9 protein-coding genes are annotated in these 19,895 nt (G+C 69.2%); 6 read left to right on the top strand and 3 right to left on the bottom strand.

Features of this window, described 5'->3' with window-relative positions; translation table 11 throughout:
- Positions 1–68 precede the first annotated feature (68 nt).
- Both ABGB12_RS06100 and ABGB12_RS06095 read right to left on the bottom strand, forming a co-directional pair.
- A complete protein-coding gene (locus ABGB12_RS06100) occupies positions 69–929 on the bottom strand; it encodes an EamA family transporter (protein WP_347675270.1) in 861 nt (286 codons plus the stop codon).
- A gap of 40 nt (positions 930–969) precedes the next feature.
- A complete protein-coding gene (locus tag ABGB12_RS06095; RefSeq protein WP_347675269.1) occupies positions 970–2,373 on the bottom strand; it encodes a PLP-dependent aminotransferase family protein in 1,404 nt (467 codons plus the stop codon).
- Between the two features lie 67 nt (positions 2,374–2,440).
- On the opposite strand from ABGB12_RS06095, the gene ABGB12_RS06090 reads away from it, so the two are divergent.
- Both ABGB12_RS06090 and ABGB12_RS06085 read left to right on the top strand, forming a co-directional pair.
- Complete coding sequence (locus ABGB12_RS06090; protein ID WP_347675268.1) at positions 2,441–3,091, top strand: pyridoxamine 5'-phosphate oxidase family protein; 651 nt, start codon at positions 2,441–2,443, stop codon at positions 3,089–3,091.
- Between the two features lie 5 nt (positions 3,092–3,096).
- Positions 3,097–6,309 (top strand): hypothetical protein, encoded by a 3,213-nt coding sequence (locus tag ABGB12_RS06085; RefSeq protein WP_347675267.1) that lies wholly within the window; start codon positions 3,097–3,099, stop codon positions 6,307–6,309.
- Here ABGB12_RS06085 and ABGB12_RS06080 read toward each other — a convergent pair.
- Positions 6,306–8,564: an ATP-binding domain-containing protein gene (locus ABGB12_RS06080; protein WP_347675266.1), complete on the bottom strand. Its 2,259-nt coding sequence runs from the start codon at positions 8,562–8,564 to the stop codon at positions 6,306–6,308. The genes ABGB12_RS06085 and ABGB12_RS06080 overlap by 4 nt on opposite strands.
- A gap of 199 nt (positions 8,565–8,763) precedes the next feature.
- Between ABGB12_RS06080 and ABGB12_RS06075 the strand changes: the two genes are divergently transcribed.
- The 4 genes from ABGB12_RS06075 (at position 8,764) to ABGB12_RS06060 (ending at position 19,786) form a co-directional block, all read left to right on the top strand.
- A complete protein-coding gene (locus ABGB12_RS06075) occupies positions 8,764–10,779 on the top strand; it encodes a serine/threonine-protein kinase (RefSeq protein WP_347675265.1) in 2,016 nt (671 codons plus the stop codon).
- A 131-nt stretch (positions 10,780–10,910) separates the two neighbouring features.
- A complete protein-coding gene (locus ABGB12_RS06070; RefSeq protein ID WP_347675264.1) occupies positions 10,911–11,975 on the top strand; it encodes a serine/threonine-protein kinase in 1,065 nt (354 codons plus the stop codon).
- 39 nt (positions 11,976–12,014) lie between these two features.
- Positions 12,015–14,771 carry a DEAD/DEAH box helicase gene (locus ABGB12_RS06065; protein WP_347675263.1) on the top strand — a complete coding sequence of 919 codons (2,757 nt, stop codon included), beginning with the start codon at positions 12,015–12,017 and terminating at the stop codon, positions 14,769–14,771.
- The gene (locus ABGB12_RS06060) at positions 14,768–19,786 is read left to right on the top strand and encodes a class I SAM-dependent DNA methyltransferase (RefSeq protein WP_347675262.1); all 5,019 of its coding nucleotides are present in this window, start codon (positions 14,768–14,770) and stop codon (positions 19,784–19,786) included. Before ABGB12_RS06065 ends, ABGB12_RS06060 begins: the two co-directional genes overlap by 4 nt.
- The last annotated feature ends 109 nt before the right edge of the window (positions 19,787–19,895 follow it).

Genomic DNA, 19,895 nt, shown 5'->3' with positions numbered 1-19,895 from the left:
GCCGAAGTTCCTCCTTGTGCGCCTGAGCGGTAGTAAATCACTACTTACCCTCGGGCGATACGCGAGGATCATCCTGACGTGACCAGGGCCACTCCTGTCAAGGCCACGACGAGCCCGAATCTCTGCGCCACCTGCAGTCTCTCCTTGTGCACGAGCCACGCCAGCAGCACGGTGACGGCCGGGTAGAGAGACGTCAGGACGCCCACGATGCTGAGCATCCCGGCGTTGACCGCCTTGAAGTAGGCGACGTTGGCGACGACGTCCAGGGCGCCCGCGCCCAGGGCCAGCGCCCAGGTGGTCCGGCCGCGCGGCATGGAGACCGGCGGCCTGGAGGACGAGCAGGCCAGGAGCACGACGACGCCCAGGACGACCGTCAGCACCCCGGCGCGGGACAGGACCAGCGGCCACAGCCCCGAGCCCTCGCCCGCGTGGCTGAGCAGCACGAAGAAGACGCCGAACGCCGTGCCCGCCACCAGCGCCAGCGACAGCCCCTCGCCCAGGACCCAGGGGGAGCGCCCCTCCTTGCCGGGCTCCATGCTGACCAGGCCGATCGCGGCGACGCACAGGACGACCCCGGACATCACCGTGCCGCTGAACCGCTCCCCCGCCAGCAGTCCGGCGGCGACCGGGACGACCGCGCCCGCCAGGGCCGAGACGGGGGCGACCACGCTCATCGGCCCGATGGCCAGGGCGCGGTAGAGGGCGAGGAAGCCGACGCCGCTGGCCAGGCCCGAGGCCAGGCCCCAGCCGACGCCCGCCGCGTCGGGCGCGTCGCCCCCGGCCAGGGCCGCGACCGCCAGGAGGGCCAGACCCAGGGGGATGCTCACCATGAGCACCGACAGGGCGGTGGCGCGGCGGGAGGCGGCCCCGCCGAAGAAGTCGCCCACCCCGTAGAAGAGCGCCGCGGCCAGCGCCATGACGGTCACCATGCGCGCAGAGGGATGTAAGGAACGAAACGCATGATGGGCATTATTCACGGAGTAGTTCGGCGAGAATCTCGCAGCCGCGGCGCACTTCGGACGCCGGCGCCGAACCGTAGCCCAGCATCAGCCCGTGGACTGACGACTCCACCTCGGTGTAGCGTCCGAGATCCTCCAGCAGGACGCCCCTGGCCTCGGCCTTCGCCCTGATCTCGGCCGTGCGGGCGGCGTCCAGCGGGATCATGACGTGCAGACCCGCGGTGTCGCCCATGACCCACTCCCCCAGGTACTCCACGACCGTCGCCCGGCGGCGCGCGTACTCCAGCCGCATCCGGCGCAGATGGCGGTCCAGGTCGCCGTTCTCCAGCAGGACGGCCGTCGCGTACTGCACGGGCCCACTGGTGCGGTCGACCAGGACCCGCCGCAGCGCCGCCAGCCGGGTGGCCAGCTCCGGGGACGCGACGATCCAGCCGATGCCCAGGTCCGGCGTCAACGTCTTGGCCAGCGTCCCCAGGAGGATCACCCGGCCCGGGTCCAGCCCGTACAGGGCGGGCAGCGGGGCGACGTCGTAGCGGAACTCCGCGTCGTAGTCGTCCTCCACGATCCACGCCCCGGTGGCGCGCGCCCAGGCCAGCAGCTGCTCCCGCCGGGCGATGGACAGGCGTCCGCCCAGCGGGAACTGGTGCGCCGGAGTCGTGTAGAGCAGCCGCAGCCCGTCCGGGAGTCCCTCGACGACGACGCCCTCCCGGTCGACCGGGCAGGGCACCACCTCGGCTCCCCGCGCCCGCAGGATGGAGCGCGCCCGGCCGTAACCGGGATCCTCCACCCCGGCCCGGCCGCCCGCCGCCAGCAGCGCGGCCACCAGGTCGAGCCCGTTGCCGGTGCCCCGGGTGATCACGAGGTTCTCCGGCCTCACCGCGATGCCCCTCGCCCGGCGCAGATGGCCGGCCAGCAGTTCCCGCAGCCACGGCAGGCCGCGCGGATCGGGGTCGTCGTCCGGCGGATGCTCCGCGGCCCGCCGCCAGGCGCGCTTCCACGCCGCGAAGTCGCGGCCGCGCACCCAGGGGGCTCCGGGCCGCAGGTCCAGCAGTCCGGCCGCCCGCACCTCGGTCCGCGAGACGAACCCCGGTTCCGGCCGCCCGGCGGTGGTGGCCCGTCCGTCCGGCGCGTTCTCCGGCACGGGCTCCGGATGCTCCACGTCCACGACGAACGTGCCGGATCCGTGCCTGCCCTCCAGCCAGCCCTCGGCGTAGAGCTGCTGGTAGGCCTCGGTGACGACGGTCCGGCTGAGTCCCAGTCCGGCGGCGAGCGCCCGACTGGAGGGCAGCCGTTCCCCCGGCGTGAGCACTCCGGTGCGCATCAGTTCGCGCAGTCCCCGTGACACCTGGACGTTCAGCGGTTCGGGTGAGGAGCGGTCGACGCGGAGGGGCAGGTCGGTGAGCCGGCTAGGCAAAGTGGTCTTCCGTTTCGGGGGTGAAGTGGCCATGGTGAAAGGTCCACTTTCCCTCCACTGTAGGAGCATGCTCTCCACCACCGAACGCACCCGCCTCCGCCGGATCAGGGAACGTGCCAGGATCGACCGGGAAGACCTGTACGACGTGCTCGACGCCGGACTGGTCTGCCACCTCGGCGTCGTCGTGGACGGTGCCCCCCGGGTGATCCCCACCGGTTACGGCCGCATCGGCGACACCCTCTACCTGCACGGCTCCACCGGCGCCCGCTCGCTGCGCGCGGACGGCGAGGTCTGCGTGACCGTCACCCACCTGGACGGCATCGTCCTGGCCCGCTCGGCCATGCACCACTCGATGAACTACCGCTCCGCGATGGTCTACGGCACGCCCCGTCCCGTCACCGACCCGGACGAGCACCTGGCCGCGCTCCGGGCCATCACCGAGCAGCTCGCCCCCGGCCAATGGGACACCGTGCGGTCGCCGAACCGCAAGGAGATCGCCGCGACCGCCGTCCTGGCCCTGCCGCTGACCGAGGCCTCCGTCAAGATCCGCACTGGCCCCCCGAACGACGACGAAGAGGACTACGCCCTGCCCGTCTGGGCCGGAGTCCAGCCCGTCCGCACCGTTTTCGGCGCCCCGGAACCGGATCCCAGGCTCGACCCGCCCCGTCCCGTGCCCGCTCACATCAATGGACGTTCTTCTCGATCTTCTGCAAGATAGGGCGTATGGGGCCGGATGATCTCACCGAGACCGAACTCCGGCTCTACACCGCGGTGGCGGACGGGAGCCCGGTCGACCTCACCGAGGCCGCGGACCGGACGGTCCGCGCCTCGGCCCTCACCCTCCTGCTGCACGACCCGCCCCCGCCCGACGGGGTGCCCGGCCTGCGGCTGCGCGGAGCGCGCGTCACCGGCAGGCTGCGCCTGCGCGGCACCGTCATCGACCACCCCCTCGTCTTCACCGAGTGCGAGTTCGACGAGCCGCCGCAGTTCATGGAGTCGATCACCCGGACGCTGCGGTTCGTCCGCTGCCGGATGCCCGGCCTCGGCCTGGCACGACTGAGGCTGGACGGGGCGTTGTCCCTCAAGGGATCCGTGGTCACCGGCCAGGTGAACCTGGACCACGCCCAGATCGACGGCGAACTCCACCTGTCCGGCGCGACCCTGGGCGACGATCCGGCGGGCAAGGCCCTGCTCGGCGAGAGCCTCCTGGTCACCGGCCTGGCGAACTTCGACGACGGGTTCACCGCGACGGGGGCGGTGCGCCTGCCGCACGCCCGGTTCGGCAGCGCGCTGCGCTTCTCCGACGCGCGCATCACCGGGGCAGGCCAGTGGGGCGCGCTGTACCTCGACAACGCCCACATCGGGGGGTCCTTCACGCTGCGCTCGGCCACCGTCGCCAACCCGGGCGGGGTCGCGATCGCGGCGGGCGGCCTGCGGGCGGACGGCGCGCTGTGGCTCAACCACGGATTCAGCGCCGTCGGCGAGGTGAGGTTCATCGGCGCCACGCTCCGCGCCCCGCTCACCCTCGCAGGCGCGCGGCTCCAAGACGCCTCCCTCAACCTGGAGGCCGCGTCCCTCTCCGGCCTGCACGCCCGCGGCCTCGTCGTCGAAGGCGGACAGGTCCGGCTCGTCAACGCCCGCCTCACCGGCGACCTGGAACTCTTCGGCGCCCGACTGACCGCCACGCCGAACAGCGCGGCCCTGGCCGCCGACGGCATGACCGCGGCGACGGCCCGCCTCGACGGCCTCACCGCCGAGGGCCGCGTCTCCCTCCGCAACACCGGCATCGGCGAGATCCACCTCTCCCACGCCCGGCTGAAGGCGGGCTCCGACGGATACGCCCTGCGCGGCGACCGCATCCGCTCCGGCGGCCTGTCCGCCGACTCCCTGCAAGCCGAGGGCCTCGTCCTGCTGAGCGGCGCCGCCTTCACCGGCGACGTCCGGATGGGCGACTGCCGCCTGGTCCCCGCCGCCGACGGCCGGTGCCTGGACGCCGACAACCTGGAGGCCGTCAACGTCCTCCTCCCCCGGCTCCACGCCACCGGCCGGCTCTCCCTGGCCAACGCCCGCGTCGCCGGCGACCTCGATCTGAGCGACTCCCGTCTGGAAGCCGAGGACCGCTCCCTGGACGCCGCCGGGCTGACCGCGGGCGGCGTCCGCGCCCGGGGCCTGGACGCGGGGGGCCTGCTCGTCTTCGACGACGCGCAGCTCACGCGGGGCCTGGAACTGGAAGAGGCGAAGCTGGGCAGGGACGGCGAGGGGCTGTCCCTGTCCGCCGACGGGCTGGCCGCCGGGGGGATCTCCGCCGGCGGGCTGGTGGCGGAGGGGCGGATATCGCTGCTCGGAATCCAGGTCTCAGGAGACGTGCTGCTCGTCGGGGCGCGGATCGGCTCCGACCCCTCGGGGCGTGCCGTGTCCGCGGCCGGGCTGAACGCGGTGCATCTGATCGCCGACGAGGCCCGGTTCGAGGGCAGGATCTCGCTGCGCGGCGCGCAGGTGGCCGGGGACTTCCGGCTGATCGGGGCGCGGATCGCCTGCGACCTCGACGGGCTGGCGCTGCTGTGCAACGGTCTGGGCGCGGGGCAGGTGCTGCTCGACCACCTGCACGCGCGGGGCCGGATCGCGCTGCGCGGCGCGCAGATCACCGCCGACCTGTCCGCCCAGGACGCCGTCTTCGTCGGCGACCCGGAGGGCAGGGCGTTCAGCGCCGAGGGGCTCCGCGCGGTCAACGCCCGCATGGCGCGGCTGCGGGCCGAGGGGAAGGTGTCGCTGCGCGGCTCCCAGCTGTCGGGGGTCGTCGAGCTCGCCGACGCCCATCTCACCGCGGCCGGGACGGACCCGGCTCTGCTGGCCAGCTGGATGACCGCGGGCGGGCTGCTGCTGAACGGGCTCACCGCCGACGGGCGGATCGTCCTGCGCGGAACCCAGGTGACCGGCCAGACCTACCTGGACGGGGCCCGGCTGACCGGGGACGGGGAGTACGCGATCGTCGCCGACGGCCTGAACACCCGCACCCTGCGGCTGCGCGGCGCCAGGGTCGAAGGGGAGGTCAATCTACGCGGCGCCCGGATCTCCGACCTGTTCACCGCCCTCGACACCGAGTTCGTCAACCCCGGCGGAGTGGCCCTGCGGCTGTCGCTCGCCGAGGTCGTCGGGGACGTCTTCCTGGAACGGACCCGCTTCGAGGGGACGCTGCGCGTCGCCGAGGCCCGGATCGGCCGGACCCTCCAGCTCCGCGACACCGTCCTGAAGCAGCCCGGCGAGCATGCCCTGGCGGCCAAGGGGCTGCAGGCGGGCCGTCTCTTGTTCGAGCGCACCCGGTCGGACGGGGTCGTCCAGCTCAGCCACGCCCGGCTGGGAATCCTGGAGGACGAACCGGAGAACTGGCCGGAGGCGATAGAGCTCGACGGCCTGACCTACGAGGCGCTGGAGCCCCGGCTCGACCCGCAGGCCCGGCTGGACTGGCTGAGCCGCGACCCGCGCGGCTTCCAGCCGCAGCCCTACGAGCAGCTCGCCGCCCACTACACCGCCCTGGGCCAGCAGCGCCACGCCCAGACCGTCCTGCTGTCCAGGGAGCGCCGCCAGGGCCTCACCGCCTCCTGGACCGGCCGGGTCTGGGGGCGGCTGCAGGACATCACGGTCGGCTACGGCTACCAGCCGATGCGGGCGGCGATCTGGCTCGCCCTTCTCGTCGTGGTCGGCTCGGTGGTGTTCTCCGTCTCCGAGCCCAAGCCGATCAAGGCCGACGAGCACCCGGACTTCAACCCCGTCATGTACACCGTGGACCTCCTCCTGCCGATCGTCGACCTCGGGCAGGAGAAGGCCTTCAACCCGGTGGACCTGTACCAGTGGTTCTCCTACCTGCTGGTGGCGGCGGGCTGGATCCTGGCCACCACCATCGCCGCGGGCGCGGCCAGGACCATCGGACGCCGCTAGCCTTCCAGCCTCCGCAGCTCCTCCGGGAGATCTCCGGAGTGCACGACGGTGAGACGTCTCGTCGCGCGGGTGATGGCGACGTACAGGTCGTGGCCTCCGTTCGGGGACTCCTTGAGCATGCCGCCGGGGTCGACGAGGACGACGGCGTCGAACTCCAGGCCCTTGGACTCGCCGGCCGTCAGGATCACGGCAGACTGATCCAGTGCCTCGGGGGTCGCCTCCGCAGGAGCCTCGGGGAGGGCCGCGACCACCTCTTCTCTGCCGGCCCGGGAGGTGATGACGGCCAGACGACCCTCGCCGATCCGCTCCAGTTCGGACTCGACCAGCGCGGGGAGGCCGTCCAGCGCGTCCATCCGGACGGCCTCGGGCGGGTCGCCCTCCTCCCGGACCGAGCGGGGGGCCTCGGCGTCCGGGTCCACGCTCGCCAGCACGTCCTCGGCCACCGTCATGATCTCGCCGGGCGTCCGGTAGTTGACCAGCAGCCGCAGCTCCCGCCAGCGGTCCTCCACGAACGGCTCCAGCATCTTCCCCCAGTCGCGGGCGCCCGCCGCACTGCCCGTCTGCGCGAGGTCACCGACGATCGTCATCGACTTGGCGGGCACCCGGCGCATCACCGCACGCCAGGCCATGGAGGAGAGTTCCTGCGCCTCGTCCACGATCACGTGCCCGTACGCCCACTCCCGGTCTGCGAGCCTTTCGGCGGCCGTGACGGGGCCGCGCTCCTCCCGCTGGCGTTCGGCGAGCATCGCGGCGTCCACCTCGGTGATGCCGGAGATCTGCAGAACGCCCCTGGCGTAGCGTTCCTCCTCACGACGCCGCTGCTCCTCCCGGCGGGCGGCGGCCTTGTCCGCGCTGTCGTCCACGCCGAGCAGTTCGGCGGCCTCGTCCAGCAGCGGGACGTCCGCGACCGTCCAAGGGGAACCCGGCTCCCGGTACAGCTCGGGGCAGCCGATCTCCTCCAGGGCCTCAGGGTCGGCGTACAGCTCGGTGAGGAAGCGTTCCGGGGTGAGCTCCGGCCACAGGGAGTCGATGAGGCCGCGAACCTCGGGGTCGTCCCAGAGGGCCTCCTTGGCCAGCTCCAGGTCGTGGTCCTCGCGCAGCCGGGAGGGCTCTTCGAGGAGTTCCTTCAGCTCCCGGCCCAGGCCGCCTTCTTCGAGCAGCTTCAGCAGCGGCTCGTCGGTCGCCTTCTCCATGCTTTCGAGCTGGTCCTCGGCGAGTGCCGCGAGGACGTCGTGGACGAACACGCGCCGCTGGACGTTGTGCGGAGCCCGGACGTCGCGGGCATGCTCGCGTGCCCTCAGGGCGGCTTTCCTCGTGAGCGTGGCGGGCATCCCGTCGGCTTCGACCGTCACGTCCTCGTCCGGGACGCGCTGCCTGGCCTTCAGCGCTTCGTGGAGCCGTTCGGCCATCCGCCCGTCGCCTTTGACGGCCTCGACCTCCGGCGTCTCCATCGCGGTGGCGTACACCCCTGGATACAGCATCCCGAGCGGGCACAACGCGACGTCCGTCTCGCCGAGGCCGGGCAGGACCCGTTCGATGTAGCGCAGGAACGTCGGGTTGGGCCCCACGATGAGGACTCCGCGCCTGCTCAACGTCTCCCGGTAGGTGTAGAGCAGGTAGGCGGCCCGGTGCAGCGCCGCGACGGTCTTGCCCGTCCCCGGCCCGCCCTGGACGACCAGCACCCCCTGGAAGTCGGCCCGGACGACCTCGTCCTGCTCGGCCTGGATCGTCGCGACGACGTCGTTCATCCGCCCCGTGCGCCCCCGCCGCAGGCTCGCGAGCAGTGCGGCCTCCCCCACCAGCGACGCCCGGTCCCCCGGCCGCATCGCCTCCAGGTCGAAGACCTCGTCGTCCAGGTCGACGACCTTCCGCCCCCGCGTGTGCAGATGCCGCCGCCGCACCAGCTCCCCCGGATCCGAGGCGGTCGCGGTGTAGAAGGGACGCGCGGCGGGCGCCCGCCAGTCGATCAGCGCCGGGTCGCCCTCTTCGTCCCGCAACCCGATCCGCCCGATGTAGAGCGTGTCGTCCTTCCGGTCGATCCGCCCGAAGCACAACCCGTGCTCGACCGCCGCGTACTGGGCCAGTCTCTTCTCCCGCTCGTGGACGGCCGTCTCCCGGTCCACCCGCTGCTGGAACCCCCCGCCTCCACCCGCCTCGATCCGCCCGGACCTCTCGGCCCGTGCCCGCGCCGCGTCCAGCAGCCCGTACAGCCAGGTGACCTTTTCCTGTTCTTCCGAGACCGCCTTGGATGGCATTTGTGGTAAACTCCCAGCGGAAACGTATGCCTGCACCCATATGCAGATGGTCAACGACCTCGGTACATCGGAGGTTCCCGGCCGGGCGTTACAGTTTCCCCTCCCGGTCTCCGGCGCGCGGCCGCGGAGACGCATAACGATTCAAACGGTTCTGGCGAGATTTCTGGTAGTCGGCCGGGAGCCGGTGTCCTCTATTTCCATGGAGGAGTGGGCTGTTCCGGGGCTCGTGGAACTGGCGGAACTGGGCCGGGGAGCACAGGGACGGGTGGTCCTCGCCCGGCGTGAACGTGACGGAGCGGTCGTCGCCGTCAAGTATCTGACCGCCGCCGACGAGGTGAGCCGCGCCAGGTTCCGGGATGAGGCGGCGCTGCTCGCCCGGGTCACCGATCCGCATGTGACACGGCTGCTGGATCTCGTGGAGGACGGCGAGCGCTCGGCGATCGTGATGGAGTACGTCGAGGGCGCCACGCTCCACAGGGTGCTGAAGGAGGCCGGTCGGCGGCTCACCGCCGAGGAGGCGCTGCTGGTGCTGAAGGGCTCGCTTCTGGGGCTGGGGGCCGCGCACGCCGTCGGGGTCGTCCACCGGGACTACAAACCCGCGAACGTGCTGGTCCGCCCCGACGGGACGAGCACGCTCGTCGACTTCGGGGTCGCCGCGCGGACGGGCGGCCGGGGCCGGACGGGATCCCCCGGGTACATGTCTCCCGAGCAGTGGCTGCGTGAACCCGTCGGTCCTTGGACGGACGTCTACGCGGCGACCTGCGTGTTCTTCGAATGCCTCACCGGGCGCACCCCGTTCGAAGGGGACGAGCACGGCCACGTCCACGGGGAGATCCCGCTGGCGGAGGTACCCGAACAGGTCCGTGAACTGGTCGAGGCGGGGCTGGCGAAGGATCCCCCGGCCCGTCCCGCGAACGCCGCCGCCTTCCTGCGGAGCCTCGATGCCGTCGCCCGCCGCGGTTACGGACGGAAGTGGGAGAAACGCGGCGCCCGTGGTCTCGCGGCGCTGGCCGGCGCGCTGTCGACCGGAGCGGGATTCACCGCCCTCACGGGCGGCGCCACCTCAGTGGCGGTGTCGTCGGTGGCCAAGACCTGGTTCGTGATCGAACTCGGGGCGGCCAAGCTCGGAGCGCTGGCCGCGGCGTCCCTCTCGGTCGCGGGCGTCGGCATCTTCGCCGTGACCCGTCCGGATCCCGTCCCGCCGACTCCGCCTCCGCTGGAAGTGGCCTTCGTCGCCCAGACCGCCACCTATCCGGAGCTCCGGTACACCACCGAGGGCGCCGAGATCGTGCAGGTCTCCGGCCACCGCGACCCTGCCGTCGAGAAGAAGATCAACCAGGTGCTGCGCGCCCCGCTGGACGAAGCGGTCCGCATCTGGCGGGAGGCCTGGCGGGAGCATGCCCAAGCGCCGGCACGGGACCTCTACCGGTTGGAGCTGAAACCCGCCGTCGGGCTGCGCGGCCCCGGCCTGGTCTCGGTGCTCTACGAGATCACCATGCCCTTCTCCCTGGGCCTCGGCGGCCTGTCCACCGAGATCTACCGCGCGGTGACCGTCGATGCCCGCACCGGCGAGCAGGTCCCGCAGGAGACGTTCTTCCGCGAGGACGCCCTGGAGGAGCTGTCCCGGAGGGTCCCGCCCCCGCCCAACGGCCCCGAGGCGGATGTGTTCACAGGCCACTTCCTCTGGCGTCCCCTCAGCGCCGAGGGCCTGTCCCAGCGCCCGCTCCGCGACCCCGGCATCGAACTGTCCCTCACCGCCGACCGCCTCCGCATCGGCTGGCACAGCACCGACGGGGCCGAGGGCGGCGAGAACCTCCGCAAGACCGTGGACGTCCCCTACACGGATATCAAGGACCTGATGGCGCCGCGCATCCTCAACCTCATCCGCAAGGCGGACGCCACCCGGAAACCCCCGCCTTCGACTCCGCCGTCCCCCGCCGAGGAGTTCCAGGTCCGCACGTTCGGCACCGCAGGCGTCTTCGCCTCCCCCGACCCGTCGTCCCGGCCCCTCCGCCTCCTGCGGGCGGGCCGCCACCCGGTCCACTGCAAGGTCCTCGGCCCCGAGGTCCGTGTGGACGGCGCCTACAACCACTGGTGGTTGCGCACCCGTGAGCCCGACGGCACCGCCTCCTACTTCTCCGCCTACTACCTGCGCGACTGGGGCGACGACGAGGCCAGGGACGACGACGGCCGCGAGATCCCCGACTGCCCCTGAACCCTCTTGACTCAGTTCACAATCACTGATTCCCTATACCGAGTCACCATCGATCATTCACCCGGGCAGGCGAACCGACCATGGCGGAAATGAGAGTTTCTGACGTGGCGTCCGGATCGATGGTCCTATCCTTGCCTGGTCAGCATCGGGTCGCGGGGACGTCGACGAGGCAGGTGGGTGTGGAGCCGCTGCACGAGAACGATCCCCGACAGGTCGGGGAGATCGTGCTCCACGGCCGGCTGGGCGCCGGCGGGATGGGCCGTGTCTTCTTCGGCGCGACGCCCGAGTACGAGCCGGTCGCCGTCAAGGTCATCCGTGAGGACTTCTTCGGCCGGCGGGAGATCCTGCTGCGTTTCCAGCGGGAGATCGACGCGCTGCGCAGCGTCCAGAGCCCGGCCGTCGCCGGTCTCGTCGACGCCGACGCCGGTCCCGCCTTTCCCTGGATCGCGATCGAGTACGTCCGGGGCCTGACCCTGCGCGAGTCGGTCGAGCAGGAGGGGAGGCTCCTGGACCGGCGTCGGGGCGCCGCTCTCGGCGTGGTGCTCGCCGAGGCGCTGACGGCCGTCCACGACGCGGGTCTGCTGCACCGCGACCTCAAACCCGGCAACGTCCTGCTCGGCGCGACCGGCCCCAAGGTGATCGACCTGGGCCTGGTCACCTACGCCGACGCCCCGTCGGAGTTGACGGCGAGCGGCGCGGTGATGGGAACCCCGGCCTGCATGCCTCCGGAGCAGCTCGCCGACTCCAGGTCCGTCACGGCCGCCGCCGACGTGTACGCCCTCGGCGCGACTCTGCTGTTCGCGCTCACCGGCCACTACCCCTACACCGGGACGAGCCTGCCGATCCTCGCCGGCCGTGTCATGAACCCGGATCTGCCGCCGAACCTGGACGGCGCCCCGCCGGAGTTCGTCCCCCTGCTGGCCGCGCTGCTCGCCCACGCTCAGGCGGACCGCCCCGCGGTCGCGGAGGCCAGGGCGGCCCTGGTCGGGCTGGCCACCGCGGACGGCGATCCTCTGCCGGTCGTGTTGCGCCGCCTGGCTCTGGCGACCTACCGGGAGCGGCCCGACGACCCGCCGGAGATCACGCCGCCGCCCCGGCCGAGACGTGAGCGCGTGCCCGGACCGGCCGCCCATCCGGCGGTGGCGGCGCTCGCCGCGAGCCTGCGCGACGCCTACGCCGCCGACGCCGCTTTCTGATCTTCCCCCGCACCGCACGCATGACCCCCGAGGAGAACCGTGACCGAGACGCCGACGCCCTATCCGCCCGGCGCCCGGGTCTATGCCAGGGCCGCCGAGTGGATCGTCTCCCAGTGCGCTCCGGTCCAGGGCGGTTACAAGGTCACCGCGGTGGGCGCGTCGGAGTTCGTCCGGGACGAGACGTCGGTCTTCTTCACCGGTATCGAGCCGGTCGAGCTGCTCCGCCCCGAGGACACCGAGCTGGAGTCGGACCGCTCCCCCGGTTTCGCCACGAGCCGCCTCTACCTGGAGGCGGTGCTGCGCCGCACCCCGCTCCCCCAGACCGAGAAGGGCCTGGCCCTGCCCGGCCGCTTCCTGCTGGACTCCCTGCCCTACCAGCTGCGCCCCGCCGAGCTGGCGCTCAAGGGCCTGCGTCCGCGCATCCTGCTGGCCGACGTGGTGGGCCTGGGCAAGACCCTGGAGATCGGCCTGATCCTGGCCGAGCTGATCCGCCGGGGCCGGGGCGAACGCATCCTGGTCGTCACGCCCCAGCAGGTCCTGGAGCAGTTCCAGCACGAGCTGTGGACGCGTTTCTCGATCCCGCTGATCCGGCTGGACTCCATCGGCCTGGAGCGCATCCAGCAGGACATCCCCGCGGGCCGCAATCCGTTCCTGTACTACAAGCGCATCATCATCTCGGTCGACACCCTCAAGAACGAGGGCCGTTACGGCCAGCACCTAGACGAGATGGACTGGGACGCCGTCGTCATCGACGAGTCCCACAACCTGATCGGCGAGGCCAGCCTGCGCAACCGCCTGGCCAAGCGCCTGGCCCGCAAGGCGGACGCCCTGCTGCTGGCCAGCGCCACCCCGCACAACGGCAAGGCCGAGTCGTTCGCGGAGCTGATCCGGATGCTCGACCCCGCCGCGATCGTCGACAAGACGCACTATTCGGCCAAGGAGATCGAGCACCTCTACATCCGCCGCACCAAGGTCAGCCCCGAGGTCCGCGACCAGATGGGCACCAGGTGGCCCGACCGCGGCCCGTCCGTTCCCGTGCCCTGCGAGGCCACCCCCGCCGAGGAGCGGATCTTCGAGGAGCTCACCGAGGTCTGGCTGGCGGGCGAGCGGCGTGAGGGCGGCCCCGTCGTGGACGCCAGGAACCGCCTGTTCCCGTACACGCTGCTCAAATCATTCCTCTCCTCGCACAAGGCTCTGGCCGCCACGGTCGGCAACCGTCTGAAGAACGCGACCGAACCGCGGGAGATCGAGGCCCTGGAGTCCCTGAAGACCCTCACGGCCAAGATGACCGACGACGACTCGGCGAAGCTCGACGCCCTCGTCACCCAGCTCAGGCGGCTCGGCGTCGCCGCCCGGAGCCAGACCCGCGTCGTGGTCTTCTCCGAGAGCGTCCCCACGCTGAAGTGGCTGAAGGAGGTGGTGCCGGCCCGCCTCGGCCTGCCCGACGACGCGGTGGCGATCATGCACGGCGGCTTCTCCGACACCGAGCAGCAGCGCATCGTCGAGGAGTTCTCCCTCGCCGACAGCAAGGTCCGCCTGCTGTTCACCGGCGACGTCGCCTCCGAGGGCGTCAACCTGCACCGCGAATGCCACGACCTGATCCACTACGACGTCCCGTGGAGCCTGATCCGCATCGAGCAGCGCAACGGCCGCATCGACCGGTACGGGCAGAAGCACGCGCCGCAGTTCAAGGCCCTCATCCTCACTTCGGACGTCGAGGGCGCCAAGGACGACCGGACCGTCGCGTTGAAGCTCCTGGAGAAGGAGGAGACCGCGCACCGCGCGTTCGGCACGGCCGAGGCCGTCACCGGCGAGTACACCCCCGTCCAGGAGGAGCGCCGCCTCATCCAGGACCTCCTGGACGGCAAGAGTGTGGAGGAGTCCCTCGAGGATTCCGCTCCCGACTTCCTCGCCGACCTCTTCGGCAGCGTGGGCGCGGACCCGGCCCAGCCGGACCCGCTCCTGGCCGACGTGCCCGCCCTGTTCGCCGACACCCGCGCGTTCGTCGACGAGGCCGTGCGCTCCCTGCGGCTGCTCCCGGATCTGGAGGACGACGGCGAGATGTTGTCGTTCACCCCGCCCCCGGACCTCGTCCACCGCCTCTCGGTGCTGCCGAAGGCGTATCTGCGCGCCCACAAGCTGGACGAGCGCATGCGCGTCACCTTCGACACCGAGCTCGCCGGGAAGAAGCTCGCCGAGGCCCGCCGCACCAAGACGATGTGGCCGGACATCGCCTACCTGTCGGATCTGCACCCGATGGTGGAGTGGCTGACGGACAAGGTGCTGGTCCGCCTCGGCCGCCAGAAGGCTCCCGTCATCGTCGCGGAGAACGTGTCCGAGCCGGTCTTCCTGATCCAGGGCGTCTACTCCAACAAACTGGGCCGTCCCACGGTCGTGGAGTGGATGGCCGTCAGCGGTGACCCGCCGGCCGTCCAGGACGCCTCCATGCTGGAGGTCCTGAAGGCCGCGAAGGTCGGCCCCGGCATGCTCAACAAGGCCCTGCCGCTGGATGTGGAGCCGTTGCAGCGACGGCTCGTCCCGGCCGTCACCGCGGCCCGCGCGCACCTGGAGGGCCGCCGGGTCGGCTACGACGCCGAGATCAGCGAGCTGCTGGAGCCGTTCCGCTCCGGCGTCGAGATCTGGGAGCAGCGCACTCTCGACGGCGCCCGCACCCAGACGCAGACCAAGGAAGCCAAGGACACCGCCGAAGAGCAGCGGCGTCTGATCGACCAGATGGAGACCACCGGCGAGCCGCTGCTGCGAGTCCTCGCCGTCCTCGTGGGGGAGAACGCATGAGCTTCGACTCGATCGTCAACCGCGGCGACTACTTCTCCGCCCACTACCTCGCCGAGGTCCTCCCGAAGGACCTGAAGAAGAAGGACGGCGGCCTGCTGCCCCGCTGGGCCGAGGAGGAGAAGAACGACGACCGCCTCACCCCGCGCCGCGGCCTGACCCGTCTCGGCAAACGCTACTTCGACGCCCGCGCGTCCTTCGCCGAGTTCGACGCGCGGCTGCGCGACGAGGACGCCCTGCGCCCGTCGCCGGACGAGCTCGCCGCCTGGCGCAAGGAACTGTCGGAGCTGCACGGCGACGTCCTGCGCGCCCTGGCGTTCGACGCCGCCCCGCGCGAGCTGACGGTCCGCCGCGCCGACCACGAGCACCCCGTCCAGGTCGCCTACGCCGACGAGCATCTCGTCGCCGTCGAGTGCGGCTGGACGACGACGGTGGACGCCGCCGTCGGCGCGGACCTGCTCTTCCCCGTCCAGCTCGACACCCGCGAACGCATCACGTCGGGGGTGAAGCTCGCCACCTGGCTGTTCACCTCCGACGCCCCGCCGCGCTACGTGCTGCTCCTGGCGGGCGGCGTGGTGGTCCTCGCCGACCGCGCCACCTGGGGCGAAGGCCGGTATCTGGGGGTGAGCCTGGACACCGCGCTGGGCCGCAACAACTCTTCCGAGATCGAGCTCATCGCCGCCCTGTTCGGCGCGGACTCGCTGCTTCCGCCCGCCGAGGGCGGCTCGGAACTGCTCACCTCGCTGCTGAACGGCTCCCGCCAGCACGCCGTGGGCGTCTCCACGGAGCTGCGCGAGGGCCTGCGCCACTCGGTCGAGCTGATCGCCAACGAGGTCCTCGCCCGGATCCGAGAACAGGGCGCCGACCCCGCGCAGATCATGGAGCCGGCCGCGCTGGCTCGGAAACTGACCCGGGAATCGTTGCGCTACCTGTACCGGGTGCTGTTCCTGCTGTACGCCGAGGCACGTCCTGAGCTGGGCATCCTGCCGACCAAGGACGATGACTACGTGCAGGGCTACAGCCTTGCCCGCCTCGGCGACCTGGTCGTGCGTGACCTGCACGGGGAGGAGTCACGGCACGGTCTTCACCTGTACGAGTCGCTGGCGCTGCTGTTCCGCATGGTCAACGAGGGCTATCCGGCTGCGGGTACGGAGGCGACCAGCGGTGAGGGGTTGCGGTTCGAGGCGCTGCGGTCGGACCTGTTCGAGCCGGAGTCCATCACCCTCATCGGCTCGATCATGCTGGACGAGGACGACCCGGACGGGGTCGTGCTCGACACGCGGCTGCGTAACGAGACGCTGTACAAGGTGCTGCGGCTGCTGATGCTCACCAAGGGGCGTCGTCGGGAGCGCGGCGGGTTCATCTCGTACGCGCAGCTCGGCATCAACCAGCTCGGGGCGGTGTACGAGGGGCTGATGTCGTACACGGGGTTCATCGCCACCGAGGAGCTGTACGAGGTCGCCAAGGGCGGGGATCCGAAGGACGGGTCGTGGATGATCCCGGCCTCGAAGGTCGAGGAGTATCCGGAGGAGGTCTTCGTCCGGGTCGTCGGCGAGGACGGGCACAAGACGGAGAAGTACGCGAGTTACCCGAAGGGGTCCTTCGTGTACCGGCTGGCCGGGCGGGATCGGGAGACGAGTGCTTCGTACTACACGCCGGAGTCGCTGACGAAGGTGACGGTCGAGCTGACGTTGCGGCACCGGCTTGACCAGGACGGGACCACTACGACGGCGCGCGAGATCCTTGACTGGAAGATCTGCGAGCCTGCTTTGGGTTCCGGGGCGTTTCTCAACGAGGCGATCAACCAGGTGGCTGCCGAGTACCTGCGGCGGCGTGCCAAGGAACTCGGACGTGAGATCGACCCGGAGCTGTACGAGGCCGAGCTGCAGAAGGCCAAGGCTTACATCGCTCTGCACAACTCCTACGGCGTCGACCTCAACGAGACCGCGATCGAACTCGCCGAGGTGTCGTTGTGGCTGAACGTCATGCACCCCGGTTTGCAGGCTCCCTGGTTCGGGCTGCACCTGCGGCGCGGTAACTCGCTGATCGGTGCGACTCGTGGTGTTTACGAGGCTGGGCAGCTCACCAAGGGCACCTGGCTGAAGGAGACTCCCGAGAACACGCCGCTCTCAGGTGAGGGCCTCCCGTCCGGGAAGGTCTTCCAGTTCCTTCTCCCGGCTGCCGGCTGGGGTGCCGTCGCCGCCGCCAAGGAGGCCAGGGAACTCGCCCCCGACCAGGCCAAGGCCCTCGCCGCCTGGCGCAAAAAACTCACCGCCAAGGTCAGCGACAAGAAGTCCGGCGGGCGGAAGCGCTCCCAGCTTCAGCGCCTTCAAGCTCTCTCAGAGAACGCCGAGTACTTGTGGAGCCTGGTCGTTCAGCGGCTCACCCTGTCGGAGAAGGAGATCAGCCGCGAGATCGACGTCTGGGGCGCCGACTGGCTCGAGCACCCCGAGAAGGCCATCCCGAAAGAGAAGGTCTACGGCGACCTCATCGCCACCGGCACCCCCTACTGGCGGCTCAAGACCGTGATGGACGCCTGGAGCGCCCTCTGGTTCTGGCCCTTGGACAGCGTCTCCCTGCTGGATGGCACCGACGAGCGCTACGCCCAAGCCGCTCCGGTCATCTCCGTCACCGAGCAGCCGTCCCTCCCTGCACCTTCATCGACCCAGGAGAGCATCGGTTTCGGGCAGGTCTACGTCACCGAGTCCCTGATTTCGGAATTCGGTGAGCAGGGCGACCTTGCCGAATGGGCCATTGAGGCCAAGACCCAGGCCCCCAAGCCCCGCAACCAGGCCCCGTCGAAGCCCAGGATCCAAGCGTCGTCCCGTTCCACGATCCCCCTGGCTTCTCTAGACGACTGGCTCGACTTCGCCGAAGCTCTCCTCGGCAAGCTCCCCGCTCAGGGCGACACCCTCGTCAAGCAGTTCGACACTCTCGCCGAACTCGAAACACACGAGGACGTCCTCCCCGAATTCATGGGCATGGTCCCCGACCACCGCCTCCCTGGCCTCTTCCCTTGGCTCGACCGCGCCGAAGAGATCGCCAAGCAAAACGGCTTCTTCCACTGGGAACTCCAATTCGCCCAGATCTTCACCCGGGGCGGTTTCGACCTCCAGACAGGGAACCCGCCATGGGTGCGCCCACGCTGGCAGGAAGATGTCGTCCTAGCCGAGTTGGATCCGTGGTTCAAGCTGGCAGATAAACCCGCAGCCAGCCTAAAGCGGGAGAGAAAGTCAACAGAACTCTCTACTCCACATAAATTCCAGTACTTCCTCAGCGAAATGACACTCAATTCGGGAGCAGTAGATTTCCTCAGCTCAGAGACGACATATCCACTACTAGCCCAAACCCAGCCAGACCTTTACCGAGCTTTCATGTGCCGCACTTGGGATAATCTTACCGAAAAGGGAACTGCTGGACTAATACATCCCGACACCCACTTCGGCGGAGCAAAAGAAGGAAATCTGCGAAGCTCTGCATATCAACACCTGAGATTCCATGCCCATTTCATGAATGGCGGAAACTGGGCATTTCCCCGACCAGTCAGCGACACCACATCATTTGGCGTCCACATCTATGGCGCCCAAAAATCAATCAGCTTTTCTTCGATCAACTGGCTATACGATTCTTCAGTAGTGCTCGATTCTATCGAACACAACGGCACGGGACCACTTCCCGGAATCAAACACGAAGGAAAATGGGACCTTCGACCACACCGCAAAAGACTGATCCAAGTAGATGAATCTCAGCTAGAAATATGGCAGCGCTTCTCCGAAGCAGGAGATAACCCAATAGATCAAACCCCGCTACTTTATCCTGTTACCATTTCCGAAGCAGGTGCCATCGAGGCACTTGCAAAGTATCGGAAACGCATTGCCGCTGACCACCCAAGCATTAGCAGAGGTTATGATGAAGCCAACGCCAAGAAGGACGGGCTGATCCGGTGGCAGACAGGGAATCCGGAGTCACTCGATGAAGTCATCCTCCAGGGGCCTCATTTTTCGATCGCTACCCCAATAGCCAAGCATCCAAAGAATCCATGCAAAAGCAATAATGACTGGCTTCCGTGGAACCTGACAACTCTTCCCAGGGATGCCATTCCCGCAACAAATTATCTCAGGGCCTGCGATCGTACGACCTATGAATCCGCTCAGGACAAATGGACTAAATCCGATAAGATAACTCGTCAATGTACAGAATTTTATCGGCTAGCCTGGCGGCGGATGATACCATTCAATAGCGAGCGATCACTATTTGCCGCTCTGATTCCTCCTGGGCCAGCACACGTTAACGCAGTGCACACTATGGCACTCCAGAGTAATCTATCCACTGTTTTGGCTGCTGGCTTTTGGTCATCACTGCCACTGGACTACCTGCTTCGAATCACGGGGCGGGCTGACCTACAAATTGGCGATGCGCCAAACATTCCAACCGGCCAGCCAGATCATCCGCTAGCTCCAGCGCTATTGCTACGAACCCTCCGCCTTAATTGCTTGACCAGCGCTTATACAGATCTATGGGCGGAGCTGTATGAACCGTCTTGGAGAAACGAGAAGTGGACCGTAAATTGGCCATATCTCACCCATCTTGGAGACCCGTCGGCTGTCTCTTCCAACTGGACATATAAAACTCCGTTCCGTACCGATCAAGAACGCCGCTCCGCTCTCGTCGAACTGGATTCCTTGGTTGCACTTTGGCTTGGCATGACAGCCGGTCAGTTGGTCGCTATATATCGCTCTCGTTTTCCTGTCCTTGCAGAACGCGAGGACGAAATCTGGTTTGATGCGAACGGACGAAAGATCGCGAGAAACCACAATACGTTCGGGTATGGGCAGACGAAGGAGCACTTTGAACAGTTGATGGCCCACTTTGATCCTGAGATCAATGGTCCAGCACCTGAGGGCTATACCGCTCCGTTCTACAAGGCGGATCGGGAGAACGAGTACCGGCAGGCCTACGCAACGTTCGCGGAGCGGATGCGGGCGGCGGGGTGGCCAGTGCCGGGGGATGAGTCGTGAAGCTGACGCTGGCAGCCGAGGCGAAGTATCGTCTGGACCTCCATTATCCTCATGGTGTGCCGTCTCACCTGTGAAGTGGTCCCATCCACGGCACCGCTACCTCTCATGA

Origin of the sequence: Actinocorallia sp. B10E7, assembly GCF_039871655.1 — a bacterium.
Lineage (GTDB): Bacteria > Actinomycetota > Actinomycetes > Streptosporangiales > Streptosporangiaceae > Actinocorallia.
Note: the sequence above shows the minus strand (reverse complement) of the source record. Positions and strands in the feature narration are given on the sequence as shown.

What these genes read in the sequence shown, in the direction of transcription:
- ABGB12_RS06085 (WP_347675267.1), top strand. Translation starts at nt 3,097, where the DNA reads ATGGGGCCGGATGATCTCACCGAGACCGAACTCCGGCTCTACACCGCG.
- ABGB12_RS06060 (WP_347675262.1), top strand. Translation starts at nt 14,768, where the DNA reads ATGAGCTTCGACTCGATCGTCAACCGCGGCGACTACTTCTCCGCCCAC.
- ABGB12_RS06080 (WP_347675266.1), bottom strand. Translation starts at nt 8,564, where the DNA reads ATGCCATCCAAGGCGGTCTCGGAAGAACAGGAAAAGGTCACCTGGCTG.
- ABGB12_RS06090 (WP_347675268.1), top strand. Translation starts at nt 2,441, where the DNA reads ATGCTCTCCACCACCGAACGCACCCGCCTCCGCCGGATCAGGGAACGT.
- ABGB12_RS06100 (WP_347675270.1), bottom strand. Translation starts at nt 929, where the DNA reads ATGGTGACCGTCATGGCGCTGGCCGCGGCGCTCTTCTACGGGGTGGGC.
- ABGB12_RS06075 (WP_347675265.1), top strand. Translation starts at nt 8,764, where the DNA reads ATGGAGGAGTGGGCTGTTCCGGGGCTCGTGGAACTGGCGGAACTGGGC.